The sequence below is a fragment of the Streptomyces sp. MGP-BFMKR1 genome (genome assembly GCF_057766585.1).
Genome location: NZ_CM173408.1, coordinates 142184 through 157084 on the forward strand (window position 1 = coordinate 142184; position 14901 = coordinate 157084).

The 14901-nt window shown below is 71.0% G+C and carries 1 protein-coding gene; it reads left to right on the plus strand.

Annotation, left to right across the window (positions count from 1 at the left end):
• Positions 1–310 precede the first annotated feature (310 nt).
• The gene (locus AC3CHW_RS00620; protein ID WP_488469160.1) at positions 311–14818 is read left to right on the plus strand and encodes a type I polyketide synthase; all 14508 of its coding nucleotides are present in this window, start codon (positions 311–313) and stop codon (positions 14816–14818) included.
• Positions 14819–14901: the final 83 nt, after the last annotated feature.

Sequence of the window (14901 nt, forward strand, 5' to 3'; positions counted from 1 at the left end):
CCGCGTTGTGTGTCCGGGCGGTATTCGCTTTGCGTGCGGCGGCCGAAACGCGCGGAGTTCGACGTATGGGGTCGGCCGGTCGCGCGTTGTCGTGGCAGGGCGCGTAATCGGCGCGTCGCTGGATTAGGTCGACTTTAGGGTCGTCCACGACGCTGGCAACCAGGCGGGGCCAGCGAACGACGCCCAGCACGATCTTCTGGATTGGGCGAAGCCGCCCTTCTCCTCACCCACAGCCGTTCGCACCTGGCGCCCGTCGTGTTCAGCGAAAGCAGGCCGCCGGTGATCGCCGAGGGAAGTGGGTACGCCGCCAATGGCGAACAATGAAGAGAAACTTCTCGACTACCTCAAGCGCGTGACGGCGGATCTGCGACAGACCCAGCGCCGCCTCAAGGACGTGGAGTCCGCCAGCCACGAGCCAGTGGCGATCGTGGGCATGGCCTGCCGCTTCCCGGGCGGCGTGCGCTCCCCCGAGGAGCTGTGGGAGCTGGTGGCCGAGGGTCGGGACGCCGTCTCGGAGATGCCGACGGACCGTAACTGGGACCTCGACCACTTCTACGACCCCGACCCGGAGCACCCGGGCACCAGCTACGCGCGCGAGGGCGGGTTCCTGGACGACCCGGCCGGGTTCGACGCTGCGTTCTTCGGCATCAGCCCCCGCGAGGCCCTGGGCATGGCGCCGCAGCAGCGGTTGGCGCTTGAGGCGTCGTGGGAGGCCATCGAGCACGCCGGGATCAACCCCGAGTCGCTGCGCGGCAGCCAGACCGGCACGTTCATCGGCTGCGACCACCTGGACTACGTCTCGGACGAGTCGCAGGTCCCCGAGGGTTCGGCCGGGTACTTCACCATCGGCAACTCGGCGAGCGTGGTCTCCGGTCGCGTCGCCTACACGCTGGGACTCGAGGGCGCCGCCGTCACGGTGGACACGGCGTGCTCCTCGTCGCTGGTGGCCATGCACCTGGCCTGCCAGGCGATCCGGCAGGGTGAGTGCGACATGGCGCTGGCGGGCGGGGCTGCCGTCATGTCGTCCACGGCGCCGTTCATCGGCTTCAGCGAGCTGCGCGGGCTGGCTCCCGACGGCCGGTCCAAGCCGTTCTCCCAGAGCGCCGACGGCATCTCGATGGCCGAGGGCGTCGGCGTGCTGCTGCTGCAGCGGCTGTCGGACGCGCGGCGCAACGGACACCAGGTGCTCGCGGTCATCCGGGGCACGGCGGTCAACCAGGACGGCGCGAGCAACGGCCTGACCGCACCGAACGGGCCCGCGCAGCAGCGCGTGATCCGACAGGCGCTGGCCAACGCCCGACTCACGGCGGCCGACGTGGACGCGGTGGAGGCGCACGGCACCGGCACCGCGCTCGGCGACCCGATCGAGGCGCAGGCCCTGCTCGCCACGTACGGCCAGGACCGGCCCGCCGACCGGCCGCTGTGGCTGGGCTCCATCAAGTCGAACATCGGGCACTCGCAGATGGCGGCGGGTGCGGCTGGTGTCATCAAGATGGTGCTGGCGATGCGGCACCAGACGCTGCCGGCCTCGCTCCACATCGACGAGCCGACGCAGCACGTCGACTGGTCGTCGGGGGCCATTCAACTCCTGACCGAGGCGGTCGCCTGGCCCGAGGCGGACCACCCGCGCCGGGCGGGCGTGTCCTCGTTCGGCATCAGCGGCACCAACGCCCACGTGGTCCTGGAGCAGGCCCCGCTGGCGGCGGAGTTCTCACCCGACGATCCCGACGCGGCGGACGGCGAGCCGGCCGGAGACCGGACGGCCGACGCGGAACCCGCGGCGGTGACGGAGGAGTCGCCCGCCCGGTCCGCGGTGGGTGGACTCGTGCCCTGGCTCGTCTCGGCCCGTAGCGCGGCGGCGTTGCGCGGGCAGGCCAGGGCCCTGGCCGAACGCGTCACGGCCGACCCCGACCTGTCACCCCTGGACGTCGGCTGGTCACTGGCCACCACCCGAGCCCACTTCGAGCACCGGGCCGTTGTCGTGGGTGACGACCGCGATGCGCTCCTGGCCAGCCTGCGCGCGCTCGCCGAGGGCGACACCCACCCCGCGCTCATCACGCCCACCCCCCGGCCCACCACCGGCGACACGGTGTTCCTCTTCAGCGGCCAGGGCAGCCAGCGCCCGGGCATGGGCCGCGAGCTGTACGACCGCTTCCCCGCCTACGCCCAGACCTTCGACCAGGTCTGCGATCTCCTCGACCCCTACCTGGACCATCCCCTGCGCGACGTGGTCTTCACCGGCGGACCCGACGACCTCCTGAACCACACCACCTACGCACAGGCAGGGCTGTTCGCCCTCCAGGTCGCCATGGCACGACTGCTGGAATCGCTGGGCGTACGACCGGACGCGGTGATCGGACACTCCATCGGCGAAGTCGCCGCAGCCCACATCGCCGGCATCCTCGACCTCCCCGACGCCTGCCACCTGGTCGCCCAACGCGCCACCCTCATGGGCAGCCTCCCACCCGGCGGCGCCATGGCCACCCTCAACGCCACCCCCGAAGAACTCCAACCCCACCTCACCACCCACGAGGGCCAAGTCAGCATCGCGGCCCTGAACACCCCCGGCAACACCGTCATCTCCGGGCCCACCGAAGCCGTCGAAGCCATCCGCACCCACTGGGTTGAGCAAGGGCGTAAAGCGCGGTCGCTGGCCGTCAGCCACGCCTTCCACTCACCCCAGATGGACCCCATCCTCGACCCCTTCACCCAAGCCCTCACCACCCTCACCTTCCACCCACCCACCATCCCCCTGATCAGCAACCTCACCGGACAACCCGCCGACCCGGACCACATCACCACCCCCACCTACTGGGCCCAGCACATCCGCCAACCCGTCCACTTCCACCAAGCCATCACCCACACCGCCCCCACCACCCACACCTACCTCGAACTCGGACCCGACCCCACCCTCACCACCGCCACCCAACACACCCTCCACCACCTCCAGAGCCACCCCACCACCCACCCCACCCACAGCCCCGACAGCCAGGCCACCGGGGACGTAGCGGAGGTCCTGGTTGGGGAGGGGCACTCTGAGGGTGAGGCGGAGCAGGAGCGGACCGAGCCGCTGGTGGTGGCGGCTCTCCAGCGCAAGCAGGGTGACGTGCACGCGTTCACGCGTGCGCTGGCCCAACTCCACGCGGCGGGCGCGCCGTTGAACTGGCCCGGCTGGTTCCCGGCTGACCCGGCACCACGGGTGGTCGGGCTGCCGACGTACGCCTTCCAGCACCAGCGGTTCTGGCTGGAGTCCCCGGTGCCGCGACGTGCGGGCGGTACCGGGGTGGATGCCGCGGAGAGCCAGTTGTGGCACGCGATCGAGGAGTTGGACGTCGAGGCGCTCTCCAGCACGCTCAAGCTGGACCAGGGCAGTCCGGGCTTTGACGCGCTGCTGCCCGCGCTGCCGGTGTTGTCCGCCTGGCGGCGGCAGCACCGTGAGCGGTCCGTGGTGGATTCCTGGCGTTACGAGGTCAGTTGGAAGCGGCTCGCCGACGCGGCTCCGGCCGCGCTGTCTGGCGCCTGGCTGCTGGTGGTGCCCGCCGGGTTCGCGGACCATCCTGCCGTACAGACCGCCGCGCAGGCCCTGACGGGGCACGGTGTCAGCGCCGTTGACCACCTGGTGGTGGCGGCGGGCGACGCGGATCGCTCGGGGTTGGCCGGCGAGATCGGGGAGCGGGTAGCGGGCGGCCGACCAGCCGGCGTACTCAGCCTGTTGGCCCTGGACGAGACAGCGCACCCGGCCCACCCTGGCGTGCCGGCCGGGCTGGCGGCGACCATCGCGTTGGTGCGGGCGCTCGGGGACGCGGCGGTGTCGGCTCCGCTGTGGTGCCTGACGCAGGGCGCGGTGGCCACCGGCGCCGCTGACCCGCTCCCCCACCCGAGGCAGGCGCAGGTGTGGGGGCTCGGGCGGGTCGCGGCCCTGGAGCACGCCGATCGCTGGGGCGGGCTCATCGACCTCCCGACGACCATCGATCACCACACCGCACGCCGTCTCGCCACCCTCCTCGCGCCGGGTCAGGCCGAGGACCAGGTGGCCATCCGTGGCGCGGTGTTCGCACGCCGGCTTCGCCAGGCGCCCGGAGCCGCCGACGACACCCCCTGGCAGCCCACCGGCACCACCCTGATCACCGGCGGCACGGGGGGCCTGGGGGCCCGGGTCGCCCGCTGGCTCGCCGAGAACGGCGCGCCGCGGCTGCTGCTGGCCAGCCGCAGCGGACCGGACGCCGCCGGGGCCGGTGAACTCGCCACGCAGCTCACGGCTCTGGGCGCGGCGGTCGACATCGTCTCCTGTGACGTCGCGGACCGTGACCAGCTTCAGCGCCTGCTCGCCGACATCCCCGCGGACCAGCCGCTGTCCGCCGTCGTGCACACGGCCGGCGTCCTGGAGGTGGACACGCTCGCGGAGCTGGACCTGGCGGCGTTGGACCGGACCCTCGGCGCCAAGGCCGTGGCCGCGGCACACCTGCACGAGCTGACCCGTGACCTGGATTTGAGCGCGTTCGTGCTGTTCTCGTCCAACGCGGCCACCTGGGGCAGCGGGCGGCAGGCCGGGTACGCCGCCGCCAACGCCTATCTCGACGCCCTGGCCGAACACCGCCGCGCCCACGGCCTGCCCGCCACCAGCATCGCCTGGGGTCCGTGGGGTGGCACCGGGATGGCCGCCGACGAGGCCGGGATCGCCTACCTCAAGCGGCGTGGCCTCTCCCCGCTCGATCCGCGTCTCGGCATCGCGTCGCTCCAGGCCGCACTGGGGCGTGGCGACACGACCATCACGGTGGCCGACGTCGACTGGGAGAAGTTCACCACCGGGTTCACGGCCCAGCGGCCGAGCCCCCTGCTGAGTGACGTGGCCCCCGCGGCGCCGGTGGTGGCCGAAGCCGTGGACGCCATGGCCGCCAGCCCGCTGCGGCAGCAACTCGCGGAGGGGACGCCGGCCGACCAGCACCGGGTCCTGCTGGAGCACGTGCAACGCCATGCCGCGACGATCCTCGGGCATCCGAGCCCGGACGCGGTCTCCCCCACGGTGCCCTTCCAGGAGCTCGGGTTCGACTCGATCACCGCCGTCGAGCTGCGCAACCAGCTCGCCACGAGCACCGGCATCACCATCGCGCCGACGCTGGTCTTCGACCACCCGACCCCACACGCCGTCGCGACGTACCTGCGCGGCCAGCTCACCGGGCAGCGCGCGACGGCCGCCGCGCGGCCGGCGAGTGTGGTCGGCAGCGACGAGCTGATCGCCATCGTCGGCATGGCCTGCCGGTATCCCGGTGGTGTCCGCTCCCCGAGGGACCTGTGGGAGCTGGTCGTCGAGGGCCGGGACGCCATCGCGGGCATGCCGACCGACCGGAACTGGGACCTCGACACCCTGTTCCACCCCGACCCGGAGCACCTGGGCACCAGCTACGCCAACGAGGGCGGGTTCCTCTACGAGGCGGCCGAGTTCGACGCGGCCTTCTTCGGGATCAGCCCGCGCGAGGCGCTGGCCATGGACCCACAACAACGACTTCTCCTCGAAACAGCCTGGGAGACCTTCGAGAGCGCCGGCCTCGACCGCGACGCGCTCAACGGCAGCGACACGGGCGTGTTCGCCGGGGGTACGTTCCAGGGTTACGGGGCCACCGGCACCGCCTCCGCGCAGGAGGTCGAGGGGTACCTGTTGGCGGGCGGCACGCCGAGCGTGCTGTCCGGCCGGCTCGCGTACTCCTTCGGGCTTGAGGGCCCGGCGATGACGGTGGACACGGCATGCTCGTCGTCGCTGGTGGCCATGCACCTCGCGGCCCAGGCCCTGCGCCAGGGTGAGTGCGGCCTGGCCCTCGCCGGTGGCGTCACTGTCATGGCCACGCCCACGACGTTCGTGGAGTTCTCCCGGCAGCGCGGCCTGGCCGCCGACGGGCGCTGCAAGCCGTTCGCCGCCGCTGCCGACGGCACCGGCTGGGGCGAGGGCGCGGGCCTGGTGCTGCTGGAGCGGCTGTCGGACGCGCGACGCAACGGTCGCCGGGTCCTCGCGGTGCTGCGCGGCTCGGCGATCAACCAGGACGGTACGAGCAACGGGCTGACGGCACCGAACGGCCCGTCGCAGCAGCGCGTCATCGGCCAGGCGCTGGCCAACGCCCGGCTCTCCCCCGCCGAGGTGGACGTGGTGGAGGCACACGGCACCGGTACGACCCTCGGCGACCCGATCGAGGCACAGGCCCTCCTCGCGACGTACGGCCAGGACCGGCCCGAGGGCCAGCCGCTGTGGCTGGGTTCCATCAAGTCCAACATCGGACACACCCAGGCCGCATCCGGTGTGGCGGGTGTCATCAAGATGGTCGAGGCCATGCGGCACGGGGTGCTGCCCGCCTCGCTGCACATCGACGCGCCGACGCCGCACGTCGACTGGGACGCGGGCGAGGTGCGACTGCTGACCGAGCGGGCCGCGTGGCCGCAGGCCGACCGTCCACGCCGGGCCGGCGTCTCCTCGTTCGGCATCAGCGGCACCAACGCGCACCTGATCCTGGAGCAGCCGCCGGCCGCGCCGGAACCGGCCGCGGTCACGTCACCCGCGCCCGTCACGGCCGAGTCGACCACCGGGTCCGCGGTGGGCGGGCCCGTGCCCTGGCTCGTCTCGGCCCGTAGCGCGACGGCGTTGCGCGGGCAGGCCAAGGCCCTGGCCGAACGCGTCACGGCCGACCCCGACCTGTCACCCCTGGACGTCGGCTGGTCACTGGCCACCACCCGAGCCCACTTCGAACACCGGGCCGTTGCCGTCGGCGAGAACCACGAACAACTGCTGCCCGCCCTCACCGCACTGGCCAACGGCGACACGCACCCCCACCTCACCCACCCGGACACGGAAGCCACCGCCGGCACGGGTGACACGGTGTTCCTCTTCAGTGGTCAGGGCAGTCAGCGCCCGGGCATGGGCCGCGAACTGTACGACCGCTTCCCCGCCTACGCCCAGACCTTCGACCAGGTCTGCGATCTCCTCGACCCCTACCTGGACCACCCCCTGCGCGACGTGGTCTTCACCGGCGAGCCCGATGCTCTTCTGGATCACACCACCTACGCGCAGGCGGGCCTGTTCGCGCTCCAGGTCGCCATGGCACGACTGCTGGAGACGCTGGGCGTACGACCGGACGCGGTGATCGGGCACTCCATCGGCGAGGTCGCCGCAGCCCACATCGCCGGCATCCTCGACCTGCCCGACGCCTGTCACCTGGTCGCCCAACGCGCCACCCTCATGGGCAGCCTCCCACCCGGCGGCGCCATGGCCACCCTCAACGCCACGCCCGAAGAACTCCAACCCCACCTCACCACCTACGAGGGCCAAGTCAGCATCGCCGCCCTGAACACCCCCGGCAACACGGTCATCTCCGGGCCCACCGAAGCCGTCGAAGCCATCCGCACCCACTGGGTTGAGCAAGGGCGTAAGGCGCGGTCGCTGGCCGTCAGCCACGCCTTCCACTCCCCCCAGATGGACCCCATCCTCGACGCCTTCACCCAGTCCATCAGCACCCTGACGTTCCACGCGCCCGTCATCCCGCTGATCAGCAACCTCACGGGCCAACCCGCCGATCCGGACTTCATCACCACCCCCACCTACTGGGCCCAACACATCCGTCAGCCCGTCCACTTCCACCAGGCCATCACCCACACCGCCCCCACCACCCACACCTACCTCGAACTCGGACCCGACCCCACCCTCACCACCGCCACCCAACACACCCTCCACCACCTCCAGAGCCTCATCGTCGATGACGAGGACACCGAGCGGCCCGCGGTGGTAGTGGCCGCGACGCTGTCCCGTAAGAAGCCCGAGGCGCAGGCGTTCGCCCAGGCGCTGGGGGCACTGCACACCCATGGCGTACGGGTGGACTGGACGGGTTGGTTCCCGGTGAGCCCGGCGCCTCGGGTGGTGGAGCTGCCGACGTACGCCTTCCAGCACCAGCGGTTCTGGCTGGCCGCGGCCGACCCGGTCGAAGCCGTGGGTGGGGCTGGGCAGAGTGCGGCCGAGGTCGAGCTGTGGGACGCGGTGGAGCGCGGGGACCTGGCGGCGCTGGCCAGGACGCTGGGCTCGCCCGAAGAGCAGCAACCGATGCTCGATGCCGTGCTGCCGACGCTGTCGGCCTGGCGACGGCAGCACCGCGAGCGGTCGGTCATCGACTCCTGGCGGTACCGGGCCGTGTGGACGCCGATCACGGATCTGCCCCCAGCCGCGTTGGACGGCTCGTGGCTGCTCGTGGTGCCTGTTGGCTTCGAGGATCACCCCGTCACGCACATCGCCACCCAGGCCCTGTCCGGGTACGGCGCCAGTGTGGTGCGCTACCTCGTGACGGGCACGAGCGAGCGCGACGAAGTGACCGACGGGCTCGATGAGTTGGCCGTTGGGGTGACGTTCTCCGGCGTGGTGAGTTTGTTGGCGTTGGACGAGGAACCCCACCCCGACTACCCCGCCGTACCCACCGGACTCGCCGCCACCACCACCCTCATCCAAGCACTCAACACCACCACCATCACCGCACCCCTATGGACCCTCACCCAAGGAGCCACCACCACCCACACCACCGACCCACTCCCCAACCCCCACCAAGCACACACCTGGGGACTCGGACGCGTCGCAGCCCTCGAACACCCCCACCAATTCGCCGGACTCATCGACCTCCCCACCAACCCCAACCACCACACCACCCACCACCTCGCCACCCTCCTCACCCAAACCCCTAACCACACCACCACCCACGATCAAACAGCCATCCGCACCACACCCCTCACCCGCCGCCTCCACCACACACCCACCCCCACAACAACCCCCAACAACACACCCCCCTCACCCTGGAAACCCACCGGAACCACCCTCATCACCGGCGGCACCGGCGCCCTCGCCACCCACATCACCCGCTGGCTCGCCCACCAAGACGCACCCCACATCATCCTCACCAGCCGCACCGGACCCAACGCACCCCACACCCAAACCCTCACCCAAGAACTCAACCACCTCAACACCACCATCACCATCACCACCTGCGACATCTCCAACCGCAACCAACTCCAACAACTCCTCAACACCATCCCCACCCACCAACCACTCACCACCATCATCCACACCGCGGGGGCGACGGACACCGAGTACATCGCTGACCTGGGACTGGATCGGTTGCAGCACGTGTTGCGACCCAAGGCGCTCGGCGCACTGCATTTGCACGAGCTGACGCGAGAGATGAGCAGCCTCAGCGCCTTCGTCCTCTTCTCCTCCGGCGCCGCGACCTGGGGCGGCAGCCACCAGGGGGCCTACGCCGCCGCCAACACCTACCTCGACGCCCTCGCCGAACACCGCCGCGCCCACGGCCTCCCCGCCACCAGCATCGCCTGGGGTCCGTGGGGTGAGGCCGGCATGGCGGCGGACGACGCGGCGGTCGACTTCTACAGCCGCCGCGGCATGCACCCGCTCCCCCCGGAGCTGGCCGTCAAGGCCCTGCACCAGGCACTCACCCACAACGACACCACCATCACCATCGCCGACATCGACTGGCACACGTTCCCCGCCAGCTTCACCGCCCAACGCCCCAGCCCCCTGCTGGCCGACCTCACCCCCGCTGGCACGGCCGACACGCCCGGTGACCAGCCCGCTTCCGCCGGCAGCGCCCTGGCACGGCAGCTCGCCGACACGCCACCGAGCGAGCAACAGCAGGTGCTCGTCCAGCACGTGCAGGCGCTGGCCGCGGCCATTCTGGGACACCCGCACGCGGAGGCCATCCCGGCGGCCCAGCCGTTCCAGGAGATGGGGTTCGACTCGCTGACGGCGGTCGAGCTGAGGAACCAGCTCGCCAGCTCCACCGGCCTCAACCTGCCTCCCTCGCTCGTCTTCGACCACCCGACGCCGACTGCCCTTGCCCGGTACCTGCGGGCCGAACTCACCGGGCGGCAGGAGGCGGCGGACGAGCCGGCGGTCACGGCGGTGGCACAGGACGAGCCGATCGCGATCGTGGGCATGGCCTGCCGTTACCCCGGCGACATCGACACCCCGCAGGGGCTGTGGGATCTCGTGATGGCACAGCGGGACGCCATCAGCGAGATGCCGACCAACCGCAACTGGGACCTGGGGGCCCTCTTCCACCCGGACCCCGACCACCAGGGCACCAGCTACGTGCGCGAGGGCGGCTTCCTGCACGACGCGCCCGAGTTCGACGCCGCCTTCTTCGGGATCAGCCCGCGCGAGGCGCTGGCCATGGACCCACAACAACGACTGCTCCTCGAAACAGCCTGGGAGACCTTCGAGAGCGCCGGCCTCGACCGCGACGCGCTCAACGGCAGCGACACGGGCGTGTTCGCCGGTGTGACGTCACAGGACTACCTGTCGCTGACCGGCGACACGGCCAGCGACGTCGAGGGGTACGTGGCCACGGGCAACATCGGCAGCGTCGTCTCGGGGCGCGTCGCGTACTCCTTCGGGCTTGAGGGCCCGGCGATGACGGTGGACACGGCATGCTCGTCGTCGCTGGTGGCCATGCATCTCGCGGCCCAGGCCCTGCGCCAGGGTGAGTGCAGTCTGGCCCTCGCCGGTGGCGTCACCGTCATGGCCACGCCCGGTGCCTTCATCGAGTTCTCGCGGCAGCGCGGGCTGGCGGCCAACGCCCGGTGCAAGCCGTTCGCGGACGCCGCCGACGGCATGGTGTGGGGTGAGGGCGCGGGCCTGGTGCTGCTGGAGCGGCTGTCGGACGCGCGACGCAACGGGCACGAGGTCCTCGCGGTGGTACGCGGCTCCGCCGTCAACCAGGACGGTACGAGCAACGGGCTCTCCGCACCAAACGGCCCGTCGCAGCAGCGGGTGATCCGGCAGGCGCTGGCCAACGCCCGGCTTGCGGCGTCCGACGTGGACGCGGTGGAGGCACACGGCACCGGCACCACGCTGGGCGATCCGATCGAGGCACAGGCCCTCCTCGCGACGTACGGCCAGGACCGGCCCGACGACCGGCCGCTGTTGCTGGGTTCCATCAAGTCCAACATCGGACACACCCAGGCCGCCGCCGGCGTCGCCAGCGTCATCAAGATGGTGCAGGCCATGCGCCACGGCGTACTGCCCGCCTCGCTCCACATCGACGCGCCGTCCACGAAGGTGGACTGGGGTCTCGGGGACGTACGCCTGCTCGCCGAGCCAACCGCCTGGCCCCAGGCGGACCGCCCGCGCCGGGCCGGTGTCTCCTCGTTCGGCATCAGCGGCACCAACGCGCACCTGATCCTGGAGCAGCCGCCGCAGCCACCCGAGCCGGCCCGACACCAGGTGGGTGGTGCCGTGCCGTGGCTGGTGTCGGCCCGCGGTGACGCCGCGCTGCGCGGACAGGCCGAGGCCCTGGTCGAGCGCCTGACGGCCGACCCGGGCCTGTCCCCCGTCGACGTGGGCTGGACGCTCCTCACCGCACGCACGTCGTTCGAGCACCGGGCCGTGGTGGTGGGCGAGGACCGCGAAGAGCTGCTCGCCGGGCTCACCGCGCTGGCCCGCGGCGAGACTCACCGCGCACTGGTCAGCCCCGCGCCAGCCACCGCGACCACTGGTACGGGTAACACGGTGTTCCTCTTCAGTGGTCAGGGCAGTCAGCGCCCGGGGATGGGACGCGAGCTGTACGACCGCTTCCCCGCCTACGCCGAGACCTTCGACCAGGTCTGCGACCTCCTCGACCCCTATCTGGACCACCCTCTGCGCGACGTGGTCTTCACCGGCGGACCCGACGATCTGCTGAACCACACCACCTACGCGCAGGCCGGGCTGTTCGCGCTCCAGGTCGCCATGGCACGACTGCTGGAGACGCTGGGCGTACGACCGGACGCGGTGATCGGACACTCCATCGGCGAAGTCGCCGCAGCCCACATCGCCGGCATCCTCGACCTCCCCGACGCCTGCCACCTGGTCGCCCAACGCGCCACCCTCATGGGCAGCCTCCCACCCGGCGGCGCCATGGCCACCCTCAACACCACCCCCGAAGAACTCCAACCCCACCTCACCGCCCACGACGGCCAAGTCAGCATCGCGGCATTGAACACCCCCGGCAACACGGTCATCTCCGGGCCCACCGAAGCCGTCGAGGCCATCCGCACCCACTGGGCCGAACAAGGACGCAAAACACGGTCCCTGACCGTCAGCCACGCCTTCCACTCACCCCAGATGGACCCCATCCTCGACCCCTTCACCCAAGCCCTCACCACCCTCACCTTCCACCCACCCACCATCCCCCTCATCAGCAACCTCACCGGACAGCCAGCCGACCCGGACTTCATCACCACCCCCACCTACTGGGCCCAGCACATCCGTCAGCCCGTCCACTTCCACCAAGCCATCACCCACACCGCCCCCACCACCCACACCTACCTCGAACTCGGACCCGACCCCACCCTCACCACCGCCACCCAACACACCGTCCACCACCTCGCCACCGAGGCGGAGCCGGCGCTGGAGGCCCAGCCGCTGACCATCGCGACGCTGTCCCGCAAGCAGTCGGACGTGCAGGGCTTCGGACGTGCGCTGGGGCAGTTGCACGCGAACGGGGTGGGGGTGGAGTGGGCCGAGTGGTTCCCGGCCGCTCCGCAGCCACGGGTGGTCGCGCTGCCGACGTACGCCTTCCAGCGGCAGCGGTTCTGGGTCGAACCGCCGGCGCCACGAGCGGGCGGCGGACACGGTGCGGATGTGGTCGAGGAGCGGCTGTGGCAGGCGATCGAGGAGCTTGACGTCGACACGTTGAGCAGCACCCTGAACGTGCAGCGGGACAGTCCCACCGTCGAGGCCCTGATGCCCGCGCTCCCCGTGCTCTCCACCTGGCGGCGTGAGCACCGTGAGCAGTCGACCATCGACTCCTGGCGGTACGGGATCACTTGGGAGCCGATTCCGGAATCCACTTCCCCCGTCCTGGCCGGTCCGTGGTTGCTGGTGCTGCCGTCGGGATTCGAGGAGCATCCGGCCGTACGGCTGGCACGCGAAGCGCTGGACGACCACGGGGCGTTGCGTACCGATGTGGTGATCGACTGTGCGGTGGCCGAACGGCAGGTGGTCGCGGGGCAGTTGGAGCGGGCGGCCGGTTCCGCGGGGTCGCTGGATGGTGTGGTGAGTTTGTTGGCGTTGGACGAGGAGCCCCACCCCGACTACCCCGCCGTACCCACCGGACTCGCCGCCACCACCACCCTCATCCAAGCACTCAACACCACCACCATCACCGCACCCCTATGGACCCTCACCCAAGGAGCCACCACCACCCACACCACCGACCCACTCCCCAACCCCCACCAAGCACACACCTGGGGACTCGGACGCGTCGCAGCCCTCGAACACCCCCACCACATCGCCGGACTCATCGACCTCCCCACCAACCCCAACCACCACACCACCCACCACCTCGCCACCCTCCTCGCCCAAACCCACAACCAAACACACCCCACCCACGACCAAACAGCCATCCGCACCACACCCCTCACCCGCCGCCTCCACCACACACCCACCCCCAACAATCCAATCTCCACACCCTGGAAACCCACCGGAACCACCCTCATCACCGGCGGCACCGGCGCCCTCGCCACCCACATCACCCGCTGGCTCGCCCACCAAGACGCACCCCACATCATCCTCACCAGCCGCACCGGACCCAACGCACCCCACACCCAAACCCTCACCCAAGAACTCAACCACCTCAACACCACCATCACCATCACCACCTGCGACATCTCCAACCGCAACCAACTCCAACAACTCCTCAACACCATCCCCACCCACCAACCACTCACCACCATCATCCACACCGCGGGGATCGCGGAGAACACGCCGTTCGAGGAGTTGGACCTGCCGCACCTCGACGCCGTGTTGCGGCCGAAGTCCCTGGGGGCCCTGCACCTGCACGAGTTGACGCGGGAGATGAAGGACGTCAGCGCGTTCGTCCTCTTCTCCTCCGGCGCCGCCACCTGGGGCGGCAGCCGCCAAGGTGCCTACGCCGCCGCCAACACCTACCTCGACGCCCTCGCCGAACACCGCCGCGCCCACGGCCTGCCCGCCACCAGCATCGCCTGGGCCCCCTGGGCGGAGTCCGGCATGGCGGCGGACGATGCCGCCAGCGCGTACTACAGCCGCCGCGGCATGCACCCGCTGCCTCCTGAGCTGGCCGTCAAGGCCCTGCACCAAGCACTCACCCACAACGACACCACCATCACCATCGCCGACATCGACTGGCACACGTTCCCCGCCAGCTTCACCGCCCAACGCCCCAGCCCCCTCCTCGCCCACCTCGCCCCCGCCCCCGCCCCGGCGGCCGAGGTGGCCAGCGGCCAACCCGCCGCGACCAGCGCCCTGGCACAACAGCTCGCCGACAGCACGCCGGGCCAACAGCAGCAGATCGTGCTGCACCACATCCAGACCACGGCCGCGCAGATCCTCGGCCACGCCAGCATCGACGCCGTCCCGGCCACCCAGCCCTTCCAGGACCTCGGGTTCGACTCGCTGACGGCGGTGGAACTCCGGAACCAGCTCGCCAGCTCCACGGGGCTCGACCTGACCCCGGCGCTCATCTTCGACCACCCCACGCCCAAGGAGCTGGCCGATTTCCTCCGCGAGCAGCTCGCCGACGAGGACGTGGCGTCCGAGGGCCGGTTGCTGACGGAGCTCGACCGCTGGGACGCGGCGTCCGAGTCGGCCGACGTGGACGAGGCCGCCAGGCGGCGCATCACCGGCCGGCTGCAACTGCTGCTGGCGAAGTGGAGCGACACCGGGCGGGAGACGGACCGCTCGGCGGCACACAGCGATCTGGAGGCCGCGTCCGCGGAAGACATTTTCGACCTCATCTCCGACGAGTTCGGAAAGTCGTGAGCCCGATGACCCCCTTCTCCGTGCCGTGCCAAGGAGCCTGAGCCAGATGTCGAACGAGGAAAAGCTGCTCGATCACCTCAAGT